Here is a 24,022-nt window from a genome sequence, read left to right on the forward strand (position 1 = left end):
GCTAGATCCTCTGTTAATTTAGTAGAGTTATTTCTTGCCTACGAATTCGTCGAGGCTCTTCTTCAATATCAACACGTCTTTCCAAGCTTGTAGAACTACAGTGTCTAGTTCTCGTTCACCTAGTGATCTGAGCTTGTCTCCTAGTTCTCTGTCGAGTACTAGAATACCATGGTCTTTGAATCTACTAACGTATTCTACTACTTCATTTATTGTTTCTTCAATAGTTACTCGTTTACCAGAATGTCTAAGGAGTATTCTATTGGCTATTTCATATCCGCTTCCAATTTCGTATTTACTGAAGAGTATGGCTGGAATATGTATTTTTATCTCTCCAAAGTGTGTTTTTCTACCTCCTATTCTAGTCGTTCTCGCAAGTGCCACCAGTGTCAACAAGAGCTCTGCAAATGTCATGTCTTTCAAAGATAGCTTACCCACAAAGGGGGTGCCAACCTCGATCATTCTAAATTCGTAGAGTGCTCCTGTTCTAGCTTCTCCCGTCGCTTCGGGTCTATAAGTCGTCTTGGCAATATCGTCTACAGCGTTAAACGTTACACTTACAATACTCTGCTCCTGGGGCACTACACCTACATATATGTCTCCTTCAACCCGTGATTTAACATTGTAGCCGCCGCCCTCTTGTACAGCATAGCCAAATATCAAGCAGTTTGGACATTCGCCACAATATCCCTCAAACTCTTCTGGAGCTTGTTTTTCTCTTGCTTGTTTTAAATGTGGTCTCATTGCGCATGTGTAACTGGTTATTCCAAGTTCTTTTCCAGCTATAGTCTTGTTTCTTTCAAACCATTCATGTAGAATAGTCAATAACTGCCTTCTCATCGAGCCGGATTGTAGCTTTGTATTAAGTATTGCGGGAACTATTGCACCTACATATGTAGGTATAGTTGTTACGTCTGTTGTCTCCTGTTCGTGTCTTATAATTAGTCTCGATACTGGTTCTATCACTATGAATACATTTGCTACTCTTCCCTTCGGCAATGCGTTTAGTTTATTAACTTCATCTCGCTTAATACACCAATTTACTATCTTCTCGTATTCTTGCTCAAAGATACTTCTACCTATACTATCTAAATTAAATTTCGACTGGGGGATCGACAACCTCTCACCCCCTTACCCACCCTCCATGCCAATACATGGAAGGTGGGCGGGGTGGAGGCAAGTAAATAAAAACTAGTTTTAAACACGAGTTTCACCGCTACTGCTCTTTTTGAATACTCTTATATTTCTCGTATGCAACGTCTAGTAAAACCTCTATGAACTTTGAGAGTTTTCCTGGTGGTAGTTTATCCATGAGGTTGATGATTACATCTGCTATATCTTCAAAGGTTTTTCTGAGTATTTGGGCATATGAAACCTCTTTATCTTCGATCTTCTTTTTCACATTGCTTAGATTTACTCCTAGACTAATCTCTAAGACACTAATGAAATTGTCTCCAGCTAGTTTTTTAGCGTCTTCGCTCCCTATAACAGACGCGTACTCAACAATGAAATTAATAGCCTTTCTCAAGGGTTTTTGCACTGTGTGTTTTGACAAGTTATCTCTTATCTCTTTTAAAGACTTTGCATATATGTATAACGCTTTGTTTAATGTGGGCTCTTTACCCTCTATGGATTTATATACCTGGGCCATATAGGACTCCACCTTTCGAGACATTGAAGAGATTAAACTGTAATATGGAAGGGGCTCATCCCCCGACCTGGGATCAAGTCTCATGGGTGGAGGAGCAACCAGAGCTAGTGGAGTATAGGGTATAGATGAAGTGTATTCATATAAGTCCAATGCGTAATCGTCTATCTTCCCCCGTCCAGTCTTCTTCCACCTAGCATACCAGCCAAATAGTTTTAATCCATATATAAACAGGGTTTCTAATAGTGCTATATATGAAGTATTGTAGACTTTATACTCACTTAGCTTCATTGGTCTTTTATCTATCCTAGCTTTTATCTTTATCTTCTCGAAACACTCTACTATAGATAGTACTATTGGTGGATTATGCGGCATTATAACCGGTGTGTATTCTTGACCCATACTATACAATCCGGTGATATTACTCACTAAGGCTACTTGTCCACCGCCTGCAGCAGACATGACAAATGGAGCTAGTGCAAGTGCCATGGCTACATCGCGCTTTCTTACAGACATATTAGTACCTAGAGGTATTATCACTTTGGCACCGAGATGGTCGAAGAGAGTTGTTAATTTACCTTCTCCGGGCTTTTTAGCTGTCAACGCACTAATTACATCTTGGGTAACCTTCATAGTCTCTACAACACTTTTATATACTTCTGCTATCTTGAACGGATCTCTATTGATGAAGCTATAAAGGTATTGAAGAGTAACCAGTTTATTCTTTACATACAGCCATAAATCATAAGATACAACTGGGTGCAATGCAACAACAAAGAAAGAGGGAATGCACCCCTCTCTTAACTGAATAGCTTCATAATAGCAAAGTGGACATATATACCTAATAGGCTTATTTGTAGCGATATCTTCAAGAGATACAAGGGGTGGATCATCATGAAGCCATATCTCGGATCCACCACCACCCCTTCCTATTACCCGTGTATACTCTATAAACCTTATTGAATTAGACAACAAAGGCTCATTACAGATTCTACAGTAGTTAACTGCTTTCCTAGCCCCCTCCAATAGCGTCTCAAGCGAATTTAGAGAACTCATATCAATTATATCACTCTTCAATGTAGAAGCAATGAATCGTGAGACGTAATAGCCAATATCTTGAGAGGCCTTAAGTTCATCTAAAACGGATTCAACGAGTTTTCTAATAACATCTTCTCTCTCGAGGTTTCTATAAACCTCTGCAATGGCTATAATACGTAGTAGTTCTGGATCGAGTTTAGGTGGAAGGAATACACCGAAAACTCTTCTAAGAATATTCCCTACTACCTCTTCTTCTTTTGAAGAGAATGCAATTATATATGAAAGTAGGAGAAATCTGTTCTCTTTATCTTGTGTGAGGATTATGTTAACTAAGACATCTTTAGAGACGATCATTGATCTTAGTTTGTCACTAAACCAAACCGAGCCCCTGCCAAGACCCGTTGCAAGGCTTCGAGGGTCGATAAGGGATCCTCTTGTTTGACCCAGTTTATTTTTGACTTTAGAGAAACTCGAATTTAGCTCTTGGATTGAAACTCCCTTTATGTATTTGACGATGAAGTCGTGGTATACTTGTATAGGGTCTGTATATTCTTCTTTGTCAATAGATAGGATTTTACTAGCACCTGTCTGTTCTAATAGTCCATACAACTTTTTTATTTGCTTCTTTTGAAGAAGTGTTATTAATTCCCGGATTTGAGTTTCCGGTTCGAAGACACTTATTACTTCTTTTTCAACAACCTCTTGGATCTCTCTTCCCGGAATATTTGTAGCACTTCTATCTCCAACGAAGACTACTCCATTGTAGTATGTAACTAGTGGTATCCATCCATGACTACTAATAATATCTATTATTTTCTCGGAGATTTTTGCTAGGAGAATGGAAGAAGTAGATGTTTTTATATAGCCGAATCTCACTCCGTAATCTTTTAGTTTTAACTCTTCAATAGACCTGTAAAGGTATAGAATGGCTTCGTCCACGGAGTCTATACTCATTAACTTATCCGCAATTTCGACTATAGGTGCTACATATATGATGTATTCTTCCTCTAACTCGGGTACACTTCGCCCCTCAACGGCTTTTGCAATTAATAGTATTTTTGATATGATGGCTTCTTTTTTAGATACAAACCATTTGTCGAGTAGCTCTGAAAGAATGTTTCTTATTACTTCTTCACCTGTTTTCTCCTCTTTACCGAATAGCTTCACATAGTCGTGTGCTACTCCGGCTAGAAAGAGTAGTTTTTCATATTCTATTCCAAGACTTCTCTCCATGGATTCAATAGCTAATTTAATTGTAGAGTATGCGTTTTTCTTGATTATTAAACCCAGTCTATATGATATGAGAGCTGTTGAAACACAGTGGTGAAAGAATGTTTGCCAACTATACTCCTTCGCCCTTGAGAAGAGGTGTTCTGGTTCTAGAAGTCCATATAGTTCCTCAATGAGCATGTCTACATAGCTATAATTACTCATCGGGGTCGCCCTACTAAAAAATATTACCCCCGGGTTTATATATTTTTACCTGGGTAGGATTTATGATTGAGAGTCATGATGAAATGACTGATAGCAAGGATAGAAGGATATTAGTGTTCACATTTGGCTGGAGTCCCGAGTTTGTAATAAGACCACTCGTCGAAGAAGGTGTTTCTGAATCAGACATTGTTCTCCTCATAGCTGGTAAACCCGAGACAGAATATGTTGCTAAAAGGGTGAGCGAGGCTCTGAGACAAGTAGAGAGTTTTCTAGGTATGGCTGGAGTATCAAGTATATACTATAGAGAGGTTGATACAGAGCGAGACTTTATACATATCTGCAGAGACATAGCAAAAACACTAGAAGAATTCCGTGGGGAGAGATATAAATTTTACCTTACCGGCGGTATGAGAGTTTTAATTATCGCCACACTAGTAATTGCAAAGCTTTTGAGCTCACTTGGTATTCAAGTAGAAATAAAGCTCTCGAGAGAAGATAGACCTGTTTTCTACACTGTTCCAATAGAGGTTTTAAAAATAGATCTAAAAGCAATTACAGAAATACAGAGAGAATTACTTAGAGAACTCAAAGCTCGTGGTGAAGCAGGATTTGAAGAACTAGCTATTGGAAGAAGCGAGGTGACAGTGAGAAAACTCCTGGGTAAACTAAGAGAAAGGGGGCTTGTAACCTATACCTTAAAGGGTAAAAAACAAATCTATAGACTAACTCCTCTAGGAGAGCTCTTATTAGAGATTCAAGAGTGATCACATTTGCACATGGAAAACCCAGTTTTAATTAGAGCTACCATAGTTTTCGAGCAGAATCTAGTAGTGAAAGACTATACTGCTAAACTCGTTAAATCACTCCTCATAAACTCTAATCCACTACTAGAAGAGATATTTACTAGAAGAGAGGGGCCGAAACCTATTCATATAACACCTCTCTACACTTATAAGCAGAATGAGAAGACTGGAGAAAAGCAGATGGAACCCGTTTACACTAGATACATACCTACTGGTTCAACAAGTAAACCTCCAGGTATAAATAGAATCAAGCCAATTGAATTAAAAGCTGGCAGAGAATACTTCTTCTATATTGGTACAAATGCATCTCTACTAAACCTTGTTTTACTTGGTTTATCTAATGTAGACCGTTTTGATTTTGGCAGTGAAACAGTAGCTATTAACCGGTTGGACTTCGAGGTAAAATACATAGATATTGAGAGGGAAGCTGAAAGAATAGAGAGTATTTTGGAATCATCAAGTAATGGGTATCTAAAAATAGTTTTTGAATCACCAACCCTGTTAAAAGACCCTCTTGCAATCGCTCGATGGAAGAAGAAGAAACTGTTCTTCCCTCTACCAGAAGCAGTTTTTTCCACACCCTTCTACATGGCTTTACTAGACACTGGTAGATATAAAACCAGTCTCTTCAAGAAGTGCATGGTTTATGTAAAATCAGCATTCGACATACCCTACACAGCACTCAAAACGATTAACCTAGTATGGTATATATACGATGCGAAACCCCTACCAGCACTTATAGGCTATACCAAGTACTACATAGATACACAATTACTAAACCACATCAAAAAATCACTAGAATTAAAACACAACCTGGACTTCACAAACCTCCTCGCTAAATCAATAATACTAGCACAAGTCTACGGAGTAGGAGATGGGCGAGCAACAGGTTTTGGCCACACAACTATCTCCATAAACCAACAGTAACCTATCAATACTATTTTTAATTTTAAATACTTCATGGTATTCCATGTTTCCCTGATCTTTATTGGAGCTATGACAGGGAATTATATGAGTGAAGAAATACCAGTTAATACTAAAAGCCACTATGGACACAATATAAAGTAAATGTTGTTTATTATTGATTTTTCAATGTTTCCCTGGTTTCTATTGGGGGTATGGCGGGGAATAGACTCCAATAGAAAACCTTTAAAACCCTCCACGAGAAATCAATAACCAGTAACAACTAAAAGAAACTACAACCCGGTGAGCTTCACCTATGTGAACGGGATGCTACTGCTCTACGGGTTGTCAAGGTAACAACTAAAAGAAACTACAACTATATCTCCAGACGGCATAGAGGTCACCAGGATTGAGATACCGTAACAACTAAAAGAAACTACAACAGTCGCCCCCGAATACACATCTACTCTCCACCAGACATCGTAACAACTAAAAGAAACTACAACTTAAAAACCTGGTGCAGATATTAATTATCACGGGGACTTGTAACAACTAAAAGAAACTACAACTTAAAAACCTGGTGCAGATATTAATTATCACGGGGACTTGTAACAACTAAAAGAAACTACAACGAAGAATATGAGTGAATTAAGCATCAACGCTACAAGGTAACAACTAAAAGAAACTACAACTGGGATTTGGGGATTTGTGCTTGGGACATGTTTCTTCCACCCGTGTAACAACTAAAAGAAACTACAACTTGAGAACCAGTATATCACTTCGTCTAGGCTGGTTGAAGTAACAACTAAAAGAAACTACAACAATAAAGAAGACATGGGAGAAGCTGGTACAGCAGGGATACAATATGTAACAACTAAAAGAAACTACAACGTTGTAATGCCTGCTATTTGCCTGGTGTGATCTCTTACTCTGTAACAACTAAAAGAAACTACAACTAAAAATTGGGGTTCGGTAAACTACTTGGATATGTCAGCGATGGTAACAACTAAAAGAAACTACAACTGCCCCTAGTAATTTAATATCCTCGTCAGGACTCTATTCCTCAACCGTCTTTACGTAAGCCCTATCATCTTGGCAGTAGATTCTCCTAGGCTTAGAGCAAAAGTTAGGGAGCGCCTGAAGAAGCTCTTCAAGTTCAAGCAGTAGCAGGATATATAGCAGGGCGGTAGACAGCACTCCACGCTCTCCACAAACACTGCTTTCACACCGTGTCGGGGTAATCAACTCCTTTCAAGGCTGTTTGTATCACTCATGTTGGTTAACGTTACCTTAAACCCGTGCTTCACGGTTTACAGTACCACTGTCGATATACTTCCTCCTCTCTCCGATTACCGGGTTCTCGAAGTCTACGCTACAGTGGTAATCATACCTAGGTAGCTTAGCAAGGACTTCGCGTTGTCCCCTTGGCCAGCCAGGAGGGCTCCCTATCATGCCGGCTGCAAAAGGGATTCCATGCTGGAGACCCCTTAGATGCCGGGCGGGCTTCCCTGGGGAAACCGCCTATAAATCCCGGGGGATATCATCAAATAATCCCTGGAGGCGTATACTTTTTATACCTGAGACTCCCGGAAACCCCTGGTCCGTGTCGGAGGCCCCTGGCGATGTGGTCTAGGATTTCTGGCGGGCTCCTAGGGGATTCCAGCATGGAATCGCACGGTATTATTTCATTGAAACCCCGGGGAAATCCAGCGGAGACTCTTAAGAAATCTGGCGGAGACCCCTAAGAAACCCGCTGGAGAGTCTGGTCTCCGGCATGAAATCCACCAAGAAGCCCAATGAAAACACAGGGGGATTACATAAGACACATCACCACCAGACGCCCAGCCCCATACAGCGTGCCAGGGCATAGTGGGGGCCGGGGGTCAGCTTATATACAAGGTTGCGGGGTAGAAATTACCATCTTTTTGAAAACCACCAGTACACGGCTGGTGGCAATGCGATTACTGGGACAGTAACGATAATCCACTGTAGTGCTCCATAGTTAGGGGGAGTGATATCGATCTCGTTCTTCCCATAATTTTCTAGGAACTTTACTTCGCCTTTCTTCTTAACGATAATGGATAATGGTATTTCCTCAGGTATTCTTTCTCTCAATTTGTCTATAATATCTTGGATCAGCTTAGTTGCATTAACATGCTTGCTTTCTGCGATGGCCTTTAACGCGTCTGAGTCAAGCTCTAAGATAGCATATATTCTAAACGCTGGAATCCATCCACCTATGCCGGTCACAACACTTGTCAAACCGTTTTCCTCAACAATCTTCTTGGCTTCTGAAGCTATCAGTGATTCATTATATTCCCCGTTAAAGAACCCTTCAAAGGGGCTCATCTCAATGATCTCTACTTTCCCATTATACTTCCCCGATACCTCCCTACCAATGGCGACGAGTTCGTCAAGCCCCGCATTTGTATTCGCTATAACTATTAGAATCGTGCCGTCGTATTCCCCTACTCCTTTAACTATTGGATAACCTGTTTTCTCGTTGAAGAGGTTAGCGATTTGCTCTTCTCTCCAAGTATCTGCTTTTGCAGTGCTTAAGTTTAATTCATACGGGTTTACTGGTAGATACTTATAGGTTATATTGTATAGTTCGGGGATTCTATCTTCACCCTCGATAATATAGTTACTTGTGATGTAGACATACACGTTTCTATAAGTGTAGTTGAAGAAGCCTTCGTCGAACGCGTATATTATCACACTATTCTCGGAGTAAATAACAACGGGGCCGTACTTATTAATCACCGAAGCAATGCATGTATAGTTTGAGCTGGCAGTTAATGCTGGAACCAATAATATGGCTGCAATAATTAGTAAAGGAATTATACCCTTCTTCACAGGTTACTCCCGCGGAATATTATGGCAACACCAACTTATTATACTTTTTACAACTGAAAGCCCCGCATTTCAGAGCGGGGAGGAGGTAACAAGATTATAGTGCTTGCGTTGCTTAGCTACAGCATCTCAGCCGGCTTAGCTGCGAGTAGGGCGAAAACAGCTATACCTATGGCTATGAGCGTTCTCCCAATATACCTCAAGCTCATATATGCAGACGAGGCAAGCAAGTCGAGGACATGCACAGCACGTAGAGCACATGTAGAGCGGGAGAAAGTGTTTAAGGATTGTCGAAGCATCGCAGGCGTGGTGAAATACTTGATGCAGGCCCTTGTAGAAACACCCATCACGCTCCCAAAGAAGGCATCCATAGCTTTGGACCTGCCCTATGTGGGGCAGGGGCTAAAAGAGGGTGATGTTAGGTTATGTCAGCTGTTTTTCTACTTTTTCGAGGCGGCCAGCCCTCAACTCTATATGTACGTGTGCAATGCTCTTTAGTTCAAGATCGTGTGTGGCTATTATAATAATTTTCTTTTTATCGCGTTCCCAGAGCTCAAGTATCATATCTTTGACTACATTAACACTATCTGCATCCATGTGAGAAGTTGGTTCATCTAACAATACCAGCGATGAATTAACAGCCTTTAGGTAGGTTCTTATGAAGCTGATTTTTCGTTTCTCACCACCACTTAAGGCGGCCGGATCAGCGGCTGGCAAGCGACCCTACCCCTAGTTTCTTCATGAGTGCCACTACTTCACTCTCATCTATGGTCTTGAAAAAGAATTTCAAGTTCTCAACTACGTTCAGGTGGTCGAGGAAAATATCTTCCTGGAGCATATATGCTATTGTTTCTCTCCTTATACTCGCCCGAGTCTCTTCATCCAGTCCATAAAGATTGATTGCGTCATTGACGACCACTCTCCCCGTAGAAGGCTTCCGGATACCGGCAGCGACATCCAGTAATGTAGTCTTCCCGCTACCATTAGGCCCTACTAATATGTATATCCCTGGCTCGAAGACGAGTGACAGCGACTTTAATGCATCAACATTTCCAGGGTACCTTACAGTTACATTCTCGAGCTTTATGCTGGCGATTCTAGCTATAGGCGACTCCTTTTCACCCATACCTAACCACCCGACACGGTCTTAATCAGCCTAGTGGTTGTTTTCAAACAGAATGCTACACCAAGGACAAAAATGGATAGAGCAATAGATATGATTAAAAGCAAGGTAAAGGTATTCAATACGGGGAACAATACTGCTCTCCCAACACTATACATATACCCAACCACAATGGAGAACGCTATGACAGCACCAACTATATTGCCTAGAAGCTCTCCTCTAACAATATCCCTACCAGTAACCCCATGCGATATCAAGAGTTTTACTTTCTTCTGAATAACCATATTTATATCGTGATAGTAAAGGTAGCTGGCAAGCATCATCAACAGAAAACTCAATATGAAGAGTAGGGGTATAATGCTGGGTGTTACGCCACCAAGCTCCTCTGCAAAACTCTTCGCCAAAGCCCTATAGTCAACCACGAAACCCCCCTCAGGAATATGACGGGGGTTAACTACACCTATAATATCTACATACCACGAAGATGAATTCGCACCCAGCTTTTCTTTGAAGTAGCTATCTCTAACAACGAAAGCATTATTAAAGTAATCCATTAGAGTAGTGTATGACTCTATCGATTCTCCCTCGGGGTTGTATCCTATTATCCATAGCGGAAAACCGGTGTTAACAAGAGTTCCTCTCTCAACAACCATGTTGATTACCGGGTATTCCCACAGTAGAGATTCAACGGGAATCAGCGAGACATTTACATAATCTCTGCCGTTTATAAGCTTGGATAGCTCGTCAACATATGGCGAGTACTGGGATACGAATAAAAGGTAATTGTAGTCCTTATAGCCAAGCGAATCCATTAACTCATCGGAAACAATGATTAGTGGAATCTTCATCATAAAGGTCGTTTCAGCAATGAATTGACCAGTACCTTTCTCTGTTTTTACCTGTATAAACTCTTTATCATCAATTCTTTGTATATGCAACTCTGTTGTGAGGTACCATTTACTAGACTCCAACTTCTCCTCTAAACTAGCAAGATCTCTCAGACTCGTATGGCTTGGTATAATCAGTACCCTGTCGATACCTTTGTCTAAAGGAAAGTAAAACCTGATCAACTCTTCCGAACCGATTGTGAGCGTATATGTACCGATAACAGGGGACAGGACAGAGAAAAATATTATCGTGGTTAAGAATGTTGCGCTCGCAGTGCTTGAAACCCTGGCAGTCCTGTATATGAGTCTACTGAAGAATCTATTGTCGTATACCAGTAGCAGGATGAACAGTAAAGCGAGATTTAATAGAATAGCGGCGCCGAATATCCTTCCAAAAACACCGGTTATATGGTATGATCTTAGTAAGAACACTAGGAAAAGTGGTACTGTAAACAGAAGGAACTTAATTTTAGTTGAAGAACCAGTTGCTCCATACTTTATTGTGTCAACTAATGCTTTATAGAGGAATAAATTGTATAGTATAATTGTCAAGGATATTGCTATTAATATGGGCAGGATAGCAGAGTCGTATCCGTAGAACACGATTGTTCTAAGCAACGTGTTATACGTGGCGAAAATCGATAAGATAGTGGCTGTCAACACTGTTATCGTAGAAAGCAATGCCTTCTTCTTAATGTGTTTTGGAGAATATCCCATACTTGAAATCAACCGTATGTACTTGTAGTAGCTTGGCAGCCACTTTGAGCGGTAAACCAGGTACGTATATGCGAGTACAGCTACAGAAAACGCTAAAAACACGATGGTGTAGACAGTAAGCATGGTCTGAAGAGATAATATATAAGACTGTAGCTTTTGCGATACACGGTCGATTATCACAGGGCTATATCCGTACCCGGCTATTATACGTGATGCGTTACTAAGGAATGATCTTATGGCTTCAGGATCGATTAGTATTTGCCCATTATTCGTATACGTTGAGAACGCAAACATGGACAAGTAAAGCACGGGTTTAGGTTCCCCACTATTTACAGCGGATACATCTAGCATTATTTGCCGATACAGCTCTGTAGCAGGCGCTGAAACTGGTAGAAACAAGTAGACATCCCTACGTCCATACAAAATACTCGAGAACATCTCCTTTAAATCATCAACGTTTGTTTTCACAACCATAACGCTCTGATTAGAAACACTCCCAGGTATCGAGAGCAAAGCTCTATAGACTTCAGTTCTATTCTCAGATTCGGATAAGTAGATCAAGTAGGATGTATTTTCATATCCATAGTGTTTCTCTATATAGTCTAGCCACGAGGGCTTTCCAAAGTTACCTAGCCATAAATGGAAGAACTGGTCTGGGAAGAGTACGAGTGAGCGCGAATCATTTACCTCCGCTTCAACGCCTACAAGCCAGCCTACGTAGCCGAAGAACAACATTCCTTTATTACCATATTCGCTTGCCAGAAAAACGATATCCTTAGACAAATTAGTGAACATGTTTTTCTCTATATCACCAGAATAACCTATTATCAAATGTATTTTTCGCGAAGAAAACAAGCTATTGTAATCTATAATAAAACTATTACAAAGATAGAAAACGCCTACATGCAATAAAATGATAAGAACTAGCGGTAAAGCGGGGAAGAAGTAGTTATATTTTTCAATATTCATTGTGAACCCCTCCAAACTCCCGGTGTGATAGTGATTACGCCATCTCCGTCTGCGATATTGTCACCTAGAATGTATTGTATCTTCACATGCTTTATAGTTATCCACAATAACGTCATATCTGTCCAATAACTTATATCGTGACGTATCATATACTGTATCCTGGAAGCCCTGTTATCATATAGATAAGAGTTCTTCATTAATGGAACTATTGCGGCAGTCATCTTCCATTCACCTCCCCATTCCCATCTAAACCACGATCTATAGTCTGCCCTGGCTGTTGATATTCGCAGCCATCCGTTTTCAATCTTCTTATCTGTTGTTGTGCTTGTTTCTGTTACATCATAGAATGTAACCGTAATTCCGTCTTGCGCGTAATTCGTTCCACCACTAACGGATAGTGAAAAACTGGCACTCTGAGATGACGCGTCGGCGTCAATGAGCCATCCATGGTAGTCAATGTTTTGGATATCCGAGTTGCTCATATCTCTATAATTCCATTTTACATAAACCGATACTTCATTAGGTGACAGCCATGGAGACGTCATAGGACTTCTAGCATACCAATAAGTCGATCCTTCCCAGTGTCCAACCTTATCTATGTATGAGGCCACAGGTGGTTGCATGATGAAGTTGTTGTAGTTTGGTTGGCCTGGTAGGTATGAATATATGATATACCCTGTTGTTGCTGCAGCAGAAATATACTGGGGTGTTTCAACCCTCTCTTGCAGTAGTGGTAAACCAGTTGAAACTACATAGAAGCTCTCAAATGTTAATGCTGAAGCTATTATTTCTGCTACGGAGACTACTATCACTAGTGTTACCATTCCAGCGAACAGATACTTTGACAAGTTCATAGCCTGTTACCTTTATTTCCGGTTAAAAACGGAATTCCTTGGCATATATATTTAAATTAATATTTTTTAGTTAAAACTTCATGCCTTGGGATATATCTATATTTTAATACTTATGTAAAATACTGAATAGAATCATTAGAGCCAGCAACATAATACCCGGCTTATCCATACTAAGAAGACTCTAAAACACTGGAGCGCTATCTTTAAAATAAGATAACAATGATTAGCATCAACCTTTACAATTGAGGATTCCCCCATCTAGCTTGAAACACGGTGGTTTTGCGCCACGAGTTGATGAAAGCGAAACTAAGTGCATTGAATCACTTCTTAAGCTCAACAAGACACAAGTAGAAATAGCTAGTCCAAGTCCCACGGCGAGCATGGGAGACAACGGGTTCCACCCTACGCCACAGGCCTGATCACACCTGTCAGTCAAGCCATTACAGAGTCCAGACATTGAAGCATAGTCAATAAAGCCAGGCAGGGTAATCCCAGGATCCAAAGGGAACAATACTAGACTACGTTAGCGGTGCGATCACTGATCAACCCCATATCACAGCCATGAACCCACACCAGCACAAAATATTTAAAAACTCAGACGCTAAAAGAATAAACATGAATACATCAAAGATCAAGAACAGAATACAATAGAAAGAATTGAAAGGTCTTTATTGCTTCTACCGCGTCTTGAATGTAGTCTATTAGAATACAATAGAAAGAATTGAAAGGATAGCAATTGTTAGCACGTTCGCTAACTTTCCCGACCTCGAGGAATACAATAGAAAGAATTGAAAGCATTCTATCATCTAATAAATAAGTCCTCAACGCTATTGATTTCCAGAGAATACAATAGAAAGAATTGAAAGGCGCTTGACTCATATCAGGTAGCTGATGCGGTGATCGAATACGAATACAATAGAAAGAATTGAAAGTCTGGTTTATCGAGACGTCCATGCTCCTAACCACTGCTCCTGAATACAATAGAAAGAATTGAAAGTTAGCCTCTCGGCCTCCCTTTCATCGTAATAGCCTCCAGAATACAATAGAAAGAATTGAAAGTTTATAATTATAAAGTTTATAAACCCCCCGTGGAAATTGAATACAATAGAAAGAATTGAAAGTTCTGCTTCCCCTGGGCCCATGCTTCGAGCTGTCTCTCCCTGAATACAATAGAAAGAATTGAAAGAGCTTTATGAGTTACGCGTCATTTATTTAATATATTAGTTCAGAATACAATAGAAAGAATTGAAAGATAAACAGCAAACAAAGGAAAATGTAAGAATTTAGCGATCGGAGAATACAATAGAAAGAATTGAACGAGTTTTAATTGCTTTTATAAACAGTGGTCTTTGTGTTTGCAAAAAGAAGTTGTTACTTAATGGTTTGAGAGTTTAATAAGTAGAGATCTAGAGGCTTGTATTTGGGGGCATCCACGACTCTACACTGATATCTAAATCCATGCATGCAGTGTAGAATCTCTTGATGCAATAAGTGAAAATAAATCTATCTCGACAAGCACCTAGAAGCAAACAAGGTGTTCTTGTATTAATTATGTTTATTTATATGCCTTGCGATTTTATAATGGTGCGGTGTTTATTCATGCTTAATAAACTTGTACTTGTAAGAGTTGACGTTGGAGTCTCTGGTTTTTATGGTTATCTATATACGAGTAAGCTGGTTAAGACTATTCTTGTGAGGGCTTATCCCCCGCTAGAAGAGCATTTTAAACCTGTAAGGGGATCTATTCCAAAATTGATTCATATAACACCGCTCTACGAGAATACTTCTCGGGGTGTTAAGTGTATTTATAGTTATGCTAATTGCAGTCCTAGTGCGTGGATGGCGAAGTGTACTGGTCCACCGAGGATAATAGAGTTGAATTCCAACTACTACTTCTACCTTGGACTCCACGAGTCACTAGTTAAACACAGTGATATTGTATCAGCACTAGTAAACTACAACGAGTGCTTTGAATTCATAAAGCAGAGAGTATGCGTTGAAACAATGGGAATAGAGGTTTTAAATCCACACCACATCGCGGAGAAGATAGTAGAAGAAGCATTGAAAAACAAGGGCGTGAAAATAATATTCTCGTCCCCAACGCTCCTCAGAGACCCATTGAAGACAATGCGAAAGCATAAAACACTACTGCCAACACCAATAAACGTCTTTGCAACACCAATCTATCTACAACTACACACTACGGGAACATATAGAAAAGCAGTATTTAGAAGACAACTACTAAGAATACACCGTTTATTCAACGAGACATACAGTATACTGAACACCGTGAGGGTAAAATGGGTCTACTACACAGACAAACCGATACCCGCATTAGCGGGCTTTGCAAATTATAGAATAGACGAAAACTACATGAAACAACTAGAAACACACGGAGTAGACGTTAAAAAATGGCTCATAGAAATCTTCACACACGCAATAACACTCGGAGTAGGAACGGGGCGAGCAACAGGCTTCGGACACATAGAAATAAAACCACTACAAGCCGGGAAGGTAGAGAGTAGACTAGACTAATCACTATTTATGGAATAACTCATGGAATACTTTATAGATTTGCTTATATATCTCTAAAGCACTTTGAGTATCTACTTTCTCCTCGAGCTCTATCACCATGAATCCATTAGCTAAAGCTGATTTTCTAGCGAGCTCTGCTAGCTCCCTAACTACAATTACTTTGAGTTGAGATACGTCCTTCAAGTTGCTTACTCTACCTATTTCTTCATCCACTATTTTCCCTCCAATTATCCTATTCCAGTTCTTGCAGGAAACACATACTGAGAACTTTGTATCTCCCGCATACCTAGTGGCGTAGACATCCACCTCTATAGGCTCTCCAACTCTAGACTCCATTCTAGCATTGATTTTCACGTCGAATCCTAGGTCTCCGAGAACTTCTGCTATGATACCGTCTAGAATTTCACGTGTAGGAGTTGCATAGATGTATTTTTCTAAGTGTAGAGGTAGAGAAATATACTCTCGGGTCTCTAGGCGTCTAGGAAACCATATCGAGGATTTCTTTACTATGTGTGATAGTAGAATTACTCTAGCTTCATCAATATCTGGACAAATAGACATCAAAGAAGTTGTGAAGAGTTCAGCTACATCTCGTCTCTTACCTCTAGGCCTCTTCGACTTTATACTATCGAAATTCAATACCAAGTAGCTGTAAATGTCTACGTCTCTACAGACTACTCTAACTACTACTGGAAACAATATAACTAGATAAGCAATATTCCGGAGAACATCGACTCCAAAGCTAAGCACACTCGAAACTTTATTCTTCAAGTCACCCAGTTGGTATTCACCAGTTCCGAGAAAATCGAAGAATACAGCTAGATTCACTAGTATTGATAGAATCGGGGAATTCTCAATAGCTTGTATACACTTCTCACTAATTCAAACCAGCTACTCTATCAATGCCTTATCAAAGCACACATTAGCTAGTGGTATATCTCTTAAAACTAGGAAGTGGCGTTCAAGAGACTGAATATTTAACCTCTTACTCACGGAAATACCTCTAACACCATGAATGTATGGACTAGAACCCACATAGTCTTTCAATACAGCAACTAGGATTTCTCGTTGCTAATTCAAATAAGCTATTAAGACCAATCGTATAACATCCGTAGCTCTTTTCACTGCGTTTTCGAGTTGAAACTCGACACTCCCTACATACTCAGTAATAGAGAAACCACCTCGCACTTATACATCAATGTATTTTCGATTTCTATGATTTCTATTTATGCCTTTAATACAAAATGCTTAATTAAACCTCAAGTAATTCCAGGCAACCCATATTTAAATATACTTGTCTATCCCATGTTTCCTATAGTTGAATTATTGTAGTATTAAACACAATACTCCTAGTCTATAATCTATACAACTAAAAATAGAGACTTCGGCGAAGTCCTAATTATGTTCCATGGTTCAAAAACGTGTGATCGCCAAGTTTAAGAATTATTTCGCGAGCGTTTAATTTAGGCTGGGCCATCTACTGTTAAAGTCTTTTGTAACGTGGTGAGTAGGCTTCTGAGTCCTCCTTGATAAGTCTCATAAGGAGTAAGTGAAAATATTCTTACGGCCTTATATCACGTGAAAACACCCGTAGAACTCTCCCTACATACAATGGACTACTTATGCATCAGTAGTGAGAGGGTCTGTTTATTGCTTTAAGAGCAAATATAAGAGATGGGAATTGTTTGGAAATATAGAGATTTAATTCACTTATAGTCCTCTACGTGATTACTCTGAGGAGTAGAAAGTATATGTAAACTATGTATTTGGAGAAAAATGGGTTGGAATTAACTCGGTGTTACTCCAACTCTTTGCTTCCTAGTGTGTTTTTTGATTTTTCCAGTTACTTTTAAAACAGCTAGTGTTACTATAATCGTGATTGTAATATAGAGGATATCTCTAGGGCTGGGTTTTAATCCGAGAGGGTAGAGTACAGTTAAAACAAATAAGACGTATAATAGAGTTATTGGGAAGTATATTAAAGCAAGTATAGTAACTCTCCTTATACTCGGTGGCCACTGTCTCCCAGCCCATTTTAACTTCGCAAGAACAATCTCGGAGATAATAATACCTATAACTCCTCCAATACCCCCTGCAATCGCCAATGGTAAATTCTCAAGTACACTCTCTAACACTAAGACACCGAACTCCATGTTAAACTACTAGCAGAGCCCTATTAATTTATATGTAGCAGTAATTGTAAGTCTATACACAATGACAACTCCAAGTATAGCGATACGATGAGAAATTATCCACACTTGGAATAAAGAGTGCTACATATATAGCTACTCTAATAGAATTGAATATCGAGCTATATACTGGATATAGCGAGCACTAGTAATAAACAAGTAGGTCCACGCGTTATAGTAGTTGTAGTATTCTTCAGTGAAATCGCCTCATTAGCGCTTATAATCCATGTTGGCAAGAGCCTCTATTATAATAATTAAAATACCAGACTACACGGCAACAGGGGTATTAGAGTAGGAGAACACATAGAAGACCAGGTATTTCAATACGTTTAATCTATGAACACCCCTTCTACTTGGATTTTTTTCTACATTACATCTCACTGGTTTCTCTAGTCAAGCCTAGTACTCGTAGTAGCTTTCTCTTCTAAGATATGTGGAGTTCTCGTGGTTTACTACTGTTATTGCTAGGATTAGTCTTATGGTTTCCTTGATGCCCCCGAGTCACTTGGTGAATAGTGATTCCACGCTTACTAGGCCTCTCCCGACAACTCTGAAACTACAACTACCACGAGTACTTGAAGTCTTTGCTAGTGTTGGTTTATTGTATTAGATTATACTTAGTGTTTTCACTGGTTTTTCACATTTTTTCTTCTCGCAGATTATTTCTGCCCATATACTGACTGCTATTTCTCCTGGTGTGTCTGATTTTATGTCTAGTCCGGCTGGCATGTGTATTCTACTCTTGTATTCTTCTATATTGAAGCCTTCTCTTGCTAGTCTCTCTAGCATCCATGATGCTCTCTTCCTACTACATAGTATCCATGCGTGGCCTTTGAAGTCTTTTTCCAGTAGTGTTTTTAGTGATTTATAGTCTACTTCTGGGTCTCCATACGCTATTACAACAATGTCTTCTACGCCTAGTTCTAGTTTGCCTAGTTCTAGGGGTATGTCTCCAACAATAATTCTCTCTGCGTAGGGATATCTCTCAGTGTTTGCTAGTTCTGGTTTTGTATCGAGTACTACTACCCGGTATCCTAGTAGATTACCTATATCCCCTATTGGTTTACCAACATGACCTCCCCCCACTAGTATTAAACGCGGCTTCGGGTGTAGTACATTGATAAATACTTCTATTACACCGCCACATAGAGCATGAGCTTGTTTAGCGTCTGGTGGTGGATTCTCGGCTCCAAGAGATATTCTCAGTTTCCTCGGCTTGTCCTCTCCCAGCGCCTTCAATGCCTCTTCGACAATGATTTTCTCGACGTCTCCACCGCCAATAGTCCCCATTCTCTCACCACTACTTGAAACAGCCATCATTGCCCCGGGGTCTCTGGGGCCGCTGCCCTCCTTCCCAGTAATAGCCACTAGTGCAACCCTCCTCCCCCTCGACAGTTCTCCGAGAACCCAGTTCAAAACATCGTATTCATTCAAGGCGACCACTCTCCAAGATACAATATTAAACCATGTGTATCAAAAAGCCTACTCCACCTCTTCAACCCCACCCACCCCTCTCTCCTCGAGGCCAGATAGAAAGTAGTATAGTAAAACAGCGAAAACCAGGTAAAACGCGAGAACAGTTGAAACAGTAACCAATCCACCCATATAGGTCGCCGAGTACACTAGTATTGGGAGAGTCCAAGTCCTACCCCTAATACCACCACCAAGTATCAATGAAGCACCAAAATCACTAAAAGCCCTGGAGAATACGAGTACATACCCAGCCAGCACTCTACCCCTAAGCATAGGGAGGAGAACACGGTATAAATAGCCAATCCTAGTCAAACCAGACTCCAAAGCCAGCTCTTCGTAAACCCTTGAAACACTCGCAAATAAAGCAGCATAGTAGCTGAAAGCAATAGGTATAGATACAAACAACTGGGCTACAACAACACCCTCTACATCGCCGACAACACCGAAAACCCTGTTTAAATAACCACCAAGAGGATTCAACGTGAAAAACTCCAAGAGGAGAACACCAGTAGCAGAAGGAGTAATAACAGCTGTAACCATCAACAATGAATAGACAATTCTACGCCTCCAACCACGTAGAAACCTAGAAGTATAGTAGGAAACAGGTAGTACAAGCATTACAGATATAGAAGCAGAGAGCAGAGAAGAAAACAACGAGAGTAGAAACGCCCAGGTAAAATCACTAATAAACTCTTCTTCAATAAACACCACACTAGAAAACAAAACCATGAATGGCGTGGTCAACAATAAAGCAATTAATAGAATAATAAATACCATCACAGCCTTAAAGAAAAACCCGTCATTCAAAGACTGCACACCACCGGCAACTCAATACCTCTATAGTCGTAAGGTGCAATCTTTGATAAATCACTAATATTATATACAAACCCCGTCCTCACAGGATCAAGTGATGAAGCATAACGAGTAAACTCCTCAATAAACAACCCAGCTAAACCCTTGTTAACAGCGTATCGTGTAATACCAATTAACTGGCAACTAGCAATACCACTAATATCTTCTGGTTTCAACCACACAATTTCCAACTCGCTGGGATACCAGTATTTAACAATATGGGGGAGAATAGCAATATCGACTTCCCCGAGTGATAAATACCTCGCTACAACTCCTACATCAGAATATACACACAGTCTATTCTCCAATACACTGTAAACACTTGTCTTCACGAGTAGATTATAAGCCATTCTACCAAAAGGAGAAGCCTTCGGGTCTGCAATAGCGATTTTCGCTCCCTCCATGGAGAGCCTTGGTAGATCACGTATATCTAGTGGTTTAAAACTAGAATCCCTGTGAAACAATACTACTGGTACAATAATACTTATCCTCCTAGTAGACTCGGGGTTAACGAGCCCTCTTTTAACAGCCTCCTCCATGAAGTAGTGGTCAGCTGTGACAAGTATATCACCCTGCATAGTCGTCTCAAGTCTCGTGAGCAATCTACCAGTACTATCCACGACGACATTGACTCTCACACCATACCTCTCCTCGAAGAAACCAGAGAACTCCTCGACTATTTTAGCTAGTACTGGAGGAGTATAAACAATTAATTCTCCATTAACTCCACTACTACTCGAGTATAAACCGTGAGTTAAACCTATTAAACCAAAAAACCCGATTGCACCGGGTAGTATAATACTGAGTAGTACAACTATGTATTTATCCATTTCAACCAGTCCTCCTTCCCGCCTTGTCTAGGAAGGATTTGAAGAGGCCTCCCTCACCAAGCGATACGAGATACTCGCGTGGAATTTTAACACCAGCCACGATCCAGGGTAGTAGAACGTCTAGTGCATTCTCTTCTCTAAAGTATATTATTCCAGCTGAAACCCCGATTATAGGCTTACCACTCCTATAAGCAAGCATAGTCATAGTTGTCGGCTTGATTGGCAATCCATACACTACTACTTCATCAGCTATTTTCCTAATAGCGTGTGGTGTGTAGTCGGTTGGATCAACACTCATACCACCCGTGGCGATAACAGCATCGTGTGTTTCAAGTAGTTGTAGTATTCTTCCAGCTATTTCATCCTCGTCGTCTACAGCGTATACTATGTCGCCTGGTACCCCGCCATACCTCTTAATCTTCTCTACTACAACGGGTGAAGCCTCATCTCTAACTAGTCCAGAAGCAACCTCTGTACCAGTAACCACAACCCCTATTCTCACTGTGCGGGCAGGGTGTAGATTAATAATTGGTAGATGTGGTTTTACCTTCTCTACTATTTCATTGAATTCACTTTGTGATATATACATTGGAATTAACTCTACTACACCAACCAACTCATTTCTATCTAGGAAGCAACCAGTCTTTCTCGTTACAACAACGAAGACCCCGCTCTCATTTATTATTTTTAAACCAGTAGTGTTTATCGTTACTAAACCCCTCTCCTCACTGTATATAAATGCCTTTGCTTCTTCACGGTGTTCTATTCTCAAATAGGGCCCGGTTATTACACTAGCCAGCATATCTACTGCTTCGTCTTCATGTATATATCCTGGTTTACCAGGGTCTTCATCGTAGACGTATACAACGAAGTGCCCACACTTCTCTAGTAACTCCACGTCTTCTTCTCGTACAACATCTCCCTTCTTCTTCACTGCTCCCTTGTAGCTAGGTGTTACACAGGTATAGTCTTGAGCTAGCTTCATACCTATTGCTTCACGTGCTCTAACAGCAACAATCACTACTAAGCCACCCCTATAGAATCTAGTTCGATGAGTAGACTTGAAACCCTCTCCAAGGGCAACACGTCTACTTCTCCATCTCCATAGAGCAGTACGAGCACTGGTTTCTTGACGACCTTGTCTCCAATACAACCCCTTGCTTTAAACCTCAATAATTTAAAAATCAATGTGAAGTCAGCGTTAACCCTCACTCCAATTCTATCTGCTTCTTCAAATATAATACCGGGGACGTCTACGAGCCTAGTACCCTCTCTCAACACTATTTTCGACTTTGCAGAGAGTAATCTGTAAACCAAGAGTGTAGACTCTGCCTTCTCAATGTTTCTAACTGCTCGTTTAATAGTCAACGCTACATCTTGGTGTGAAACACCCAGTCTCCCAGCTATTTCTCTAGTGGTATATCCATTCAACCAGTATTTCAATACAACAACTTGTTTTCTAGTTAAAAACCCGTATTTACTCATCAAATCCACTCTTTGCTTGTCAACTAATTATAGTTTAAACCACGCTGGGGATTTAAATTATTATGTAGTGTTTTGTCTATTGGTTTCCATAGACAAGTAGAATCCATAGTAAAAAGTCTACTAGGGAATAAATAGGGAAACTATTGATTAAAAACAGGTTATTTAACCGGCTTCTTCAAGTAGGAGAGTACTTCTTTTGCTCTTGGACCAGCAAGCCAAGTTATCAACTCCTCGGGGAGCTTGTATTCTCTCGCTATTGCAGCAGCGTATTTTGGATTATTTGTAAATATTACTCTCAAGTATGGTATAAACTCTGCTTTCACAGTTGCCTTACTAGTGAGGAGTCTAGAAGCAAAGTATTCTGCCAGTGCCTCCCTGTATTCCCTAGACTTCTTGGTCTCGGACAGTATTCTTATTCTCTCCGGCATTTTGAATGCTACGAATTTACCTTTATACTGTTTTCTAGCAAATGCCACGCCAGGGCCCATCATGTCGAGTGCGTATGATAGTAGATCCCAGTTTTGTGTTTTAACTATTCTACCAAAATAGACGTCTGCTCTACTAAGTGCTTCATAAGCCCTCCAGACTTCTTCGGGGTTGTCGTACCATGTTGGAATGTGTTCATTTATCCAGGTCTTCATTTCCTCCGGGTCTAGATCAGTCGATGTAACAGCGTCTTTTGCTTGAAAAACATACTGTGCTGAAAAGAGCTTTCGTAGCGCCTCCCATGGAGCATACACTCTATCTCTATATGTTGATACTGCTTTAACTGATTGAAGAGTAACTCTTCCATCTATAACAGCTGCCTGGAGATCGTTTATTGCACTTCTCAAATCACCCTCGCTCCTCTTTGCTATTTCACGTAGTGCTTCTTGTTCACACTCTATTTTCTCAGCTGAACATATCTTCTGGAGTACTTTAACCACGTCTGTTTCTTTCAGTCTATTCATTGCTATTACTTCTGCGAGGTCTCTAAGGGGCTTTAAGTGTTCTCTATACGGGTTGTTCGCAGTCATTATAATTGGGTTTCTAGTGTTTTTAATAACCTCGACTAGTGCTTCAACACCTCCCATATCTGCTCTTGGGTCTAAGCCATCTACTTCATCTAGTAGTATAATTTTCTTTTTACCTCTTAGCGCAGAGGTTTGAGATGCTGTTTTTGCCAGTCTTTCAATGTCTTCTTTCCTCCTACTATCACTAGCATTCATCTCGAATATTTCATAGCCATAGGTCTTGGCGATCGCCTCCACCAGGCTTGTTTTACCGCAACCCGCCGGCCCGTGTAGTAGAACTGCTTTCTTCTGTGGTTTCCCGGTCTCCCATGATTTTAACCATGCAATTAGTTTTTGTTTTGCTTCTTCCTGGTTTACTACTTCGTCTATGTGTTTCGGCCTATACTTTATTATCCAGGGTAGGTTTCGCATACTCAAAA

The 24,022-nt window shown here is 40.3% G+C and carries 21 protein-coding genes and 2 CRISPR repeat arrays; of the genes, 3 read left to right on the forward strand and 18 right to left on the reverse strand.

Annotation, left to right across the window (positions count from 1 at the left end; translation table 11 throughout):
- Positions 1-27: 27 nt before the first annotated feature.
- Together cas7d and ACZ5YP_RS01015 are read right to left on the reverse strand one after the other, a co-directional pair.
- Positions 28-1,116: a type I-D CRISPR-associated protein Cas7/Csc2 gene (gene cas7d / locus ACZ5YP_RS01010; RefSeq protein ID WP_464835392.1), complete on the reverse strand. Its 1,089-nt coding sequence runs from the start codon at positions 1,114-1,116 to the stop codon at positions 28-30.
- 97 nt (positions 1,117-1,213) lie between these two features.
- Positions 1,214-4,117: a hypothetical protein gene (locus tag ACZ5YP_RS01015; protein ID WP_464835393.1), complete on the reverse strand. Its 2,904-nt coding sequence runs from the start codon at positions 4,115-4,117 to the stop codon at positions 1,214-1,216.
- 62 nt (positions 4,118-4,179) lie between these two features.
- Between ACZ5YP_RS01015 and csa3 the strand changes: the two genes are divergently transcribed.
- Entirely contained in the window at positions 4,180-4,881 is a 702-nt protein-coding gene (gene csa3, locus ACZ5YP_RS01020) for a CRISPR-associated CARF protein Csa3 (protein WP_464835394.1), read from the forward strand.
- Positions 4,882-4,887: 6 nt separating this feature from the next.
- Positions 4,888-5,847 carry a hypothetical protein gene (locus ACZ5YP_RS01025; protein ID WP_464835395.1) on the forward strand — a complete coding sequence of 320 codons (960 nt, stop codon included), beginning with the start codon at positions 4,888-4,890 and terminating at the stop codon, positions 5,845-5,847.
- A gap of 252 nt (positions 5,848-6,099) precedes the next feature.
- A CRISPR array of direct repeats spans positions 6,100-6,846; the repeat unit is 24 nt; unit sequence GTAACAACTAAAAGAAACTACAAC.
- A 267-nt stretch (positions 6,847-7,113) separates the two neighbouring features.
- Here ACZ5YP_RS01025 and ACZ5YP_RS01030 read toward each other — a convergent pair.
- The 7 genes from ACZ5YP_RS01030 to ACZ5YP_RS01060 all read right to left on the reverse strand — a co-directional run bounded on the left by ACZ5YP_RS01030 (position 7,114) and on the right by ACZ5YP_RS01060 (position 13,226).
- Complete coding sequence (locus ACZ5YP_RS01030; RefSeq protein ID WP_342783326.1) at positions 7,114-7,275, reverse strand: hypothetical protein; 162 nt, start codon at positions 7,273-7,275, stop codon at positions 7,114-7,116.
- 462 nt (positions 7,276-7,737) lie between these two features.
- Complete coding sequence (locus ACZ5YP_RS01035; protein ID WP_464835396.1) at positions 7,738-8,586, reverse strand: hypothetical protein; 849 nt, start codon at positions 8,584-8,586, stop codon at positions 7,738-7,740.
- A 209-nt stretch (positions 8,587-8,795) separates the two neighbouring features.
- Complete coding sequence (locus ACZ5YP_RS01040) at positions 8,796-8,975, reverse strand: hypothetical protein (protein WP_464835397.1); 180 nt, start codon at positions 8,973-8,975, stop codon at positions 8,796-8,798.
- Positions 8,976-9,099: 124 nt separating this feature from the next.
- A complete protein-coding gene (locus ACZ5YP_RS01045) occupies positions 9,100-9,393 on the reverse strand; it encodes a P-loop NTPase family protein (RefSeq protein WP_464835398.1) in 294 nt (97 codons plus the stop codon).
- The gene (locus ACZ5YP_RS01050; protein WP_464835399.1) at positions 9,380-9,802 is read right to left on the reverse strand and encodes an ATP-binding cassette domain-containing protein; all 423 of its coding nucleotides are present in this window, start codon (positions 9,800-9,802) and stop codon (positions 9,380-9,382) included. Before ACZ5YP_RS01050 ends, ACZ5YP_RS01045 begins: the two co-directional genes overlap by 14 nt.
- A 2-nt stretch (positions 9,803-9,804) precedes the next feature.
- Complete coding sequence (locus tag ACZ5YP_RS01055; protein WP_464835400.1) at positions 9,805-12,372, reverse strand: hypothetical protein; 2,568 nt, start codon at positions 12,370-12,372, stop codon at positions 9,805-9,807.
- On the reverse strand, positions 12,369-13,226 hold the full coding sequence (locus ACZ5YP_RS01060) for a hypothetical protein (RefSeq protein ID WP_464835401.1): 858 nt from the start codon (positions 13,224-13,226) through the stop codon (positions 12,369-12,371). Before ACZ5YP_RS01060 ends, ACZ5YP_RS01055 begins: the two co-directional genes overlap by 4 nt.
- 640 nt (positions 13,227-13,866) lie before the next feature.
- Positions 13,867-14,545: a CRISPR direct-repeat array (repeat unit 24 nt; unit sequence GAATACAATAGAAAGAATTGAAAG).
- A 280-nt stretch (positions 14,546-14,825) separates the two neighbouring features.
- Between ACZ5YP_RS01060 and ACZ5YP_RS01065 the strand changes: the two genes are divergently transcribed.
- Positions 14,826-15,761: a hypothetical protein gene (locus ACZ5YP_RS01065; protein WP_464835402.1), complete on the forward strand. Its 936-nt coding sequence runs from the start codon at positions 14,826-14,828 to the stop codon at positions 15,759-15,761.
- Between the two features lie 3 nt (positions 15,762-15,764).
- Here the strand turns inward: ACZ5YP_RS01065 and ACZ5YP_RS01070 are convergent, their stop codons facing one another.
- The 9 genes from ACZ5YP_RS01070 to ACZ5YP_RS01110 form a co-directional block, all read right to left on the reverse strand.
- A complete protein-coding gene (locus ACZ5YP_RS01070) occupies positions 15,765-16,532 on the reverse strand; it encodes a hypothetical protein (protein WP_464835403.1) in 768 nt (255 codons plus the stop codon).
- 120 nt (positions 16,533-16,652) lie between these two features.
- Entirely contained in the window at positions 16,653-16,808 is a 156-nt protein-coding gene (locus ACZ5YP_RS01075) for a hypothetical protein (protein WP_464835404.1), read from the reverse strand.
- Positions 16,809-17,548: 740 nt separating this feature from the next.
- Positions 17,549-17,896: a hypothetical protein gene (locus ACZ5YP_RS01080; protein ID WP_464835405.1), complete on the reverse strand. Its 348-nt coding sequence runs from the start codon at positions 17,894-17,896 to the stop codon at positions 17,549-17,551.
- A 660-nt stretch (positions 17,897-18,556) separates the two neighbouring features.
- Positions 18,557-19,393: an XdhC family protein gene (locus ACZ5YP_RS01085; protein WP_464835406.1), complete on the reverse strand. Its 837-nt coding sequence runs from the start codon at positions 19,391-19,393 to the stop codon at positions 18,557-18,559.
- 39 nt (positions 19,394-19,432) lie between these two features.
- Positions 19,433-20,239 (reverse strand): ABC transporter permease subunit, encoded by an 807-nt coding sequence (locus ACZ5YP_RS01090; RefSeq protein WP_464835407.1) that lies wholly within the window; start codon positions 20,237-20,239, stop codon positions 19,433-19,435.
- Positions 20,227-21,105: a substrate-binding domain-containing protein gene (locus ACZ5YP_RS01095; protein WP_464835408.1), complete on the reverse strand. Its 879-nt coding sequence runs from the start codon at positions 21,103-21,105 to the stop codon at positions 20,227-20,229. The genes ACZ5YP_RS01090 and ACZ5YP_RS01095 overlap by 13 nt, the downstream gene beginning before the upstream one ends.
- A gap of 1 nt (position 21,106) precedes the next feature.
- The gene (locus tag ACZ5YP_RS01100; protein WP_464835409.1) at positions 21,107-22,126 is read right to left on the reverse strand and encodes a molybdopterin-binding protein; all 1,020 of its coding nucleotides are present in this window, start codon (positions 22,124-22,126) and stop codon (positions 21,107-21,109) included.
- Between the two features lie 2 nt (positions 22,127-22,128).
- Positions 22,129-22,590: a Tfx family DNA-binding protein gene (locus tag ACZ5YP_RS01105; protein WP_464835410.1), complete on the reverse strand. Its 462-nt coding sequence runs from the start codon at positions 22,588-22,590 to the stop codon at positions 22,129-22,131.
- A 158-nt stretch (positions 22,591-22,748) separates the two neighbouring features.
- Positions 22,749-24,014, reverse strand: coding sequence for a replication factor C large subunit (locus ACZ5YP_RS01110; protein ID WP_464835928.1), 1,266 nt, complete (start codon positions 24,012-24,014; stop codon positions 22,749-22,751).
- Between the last annotated feature and the right edge of the window lie 8 nt (positions 24,015-24,022).

The sequence above is a fragment of the Sulfophobococcus zilligii genome, assembly GCF_055398255.1.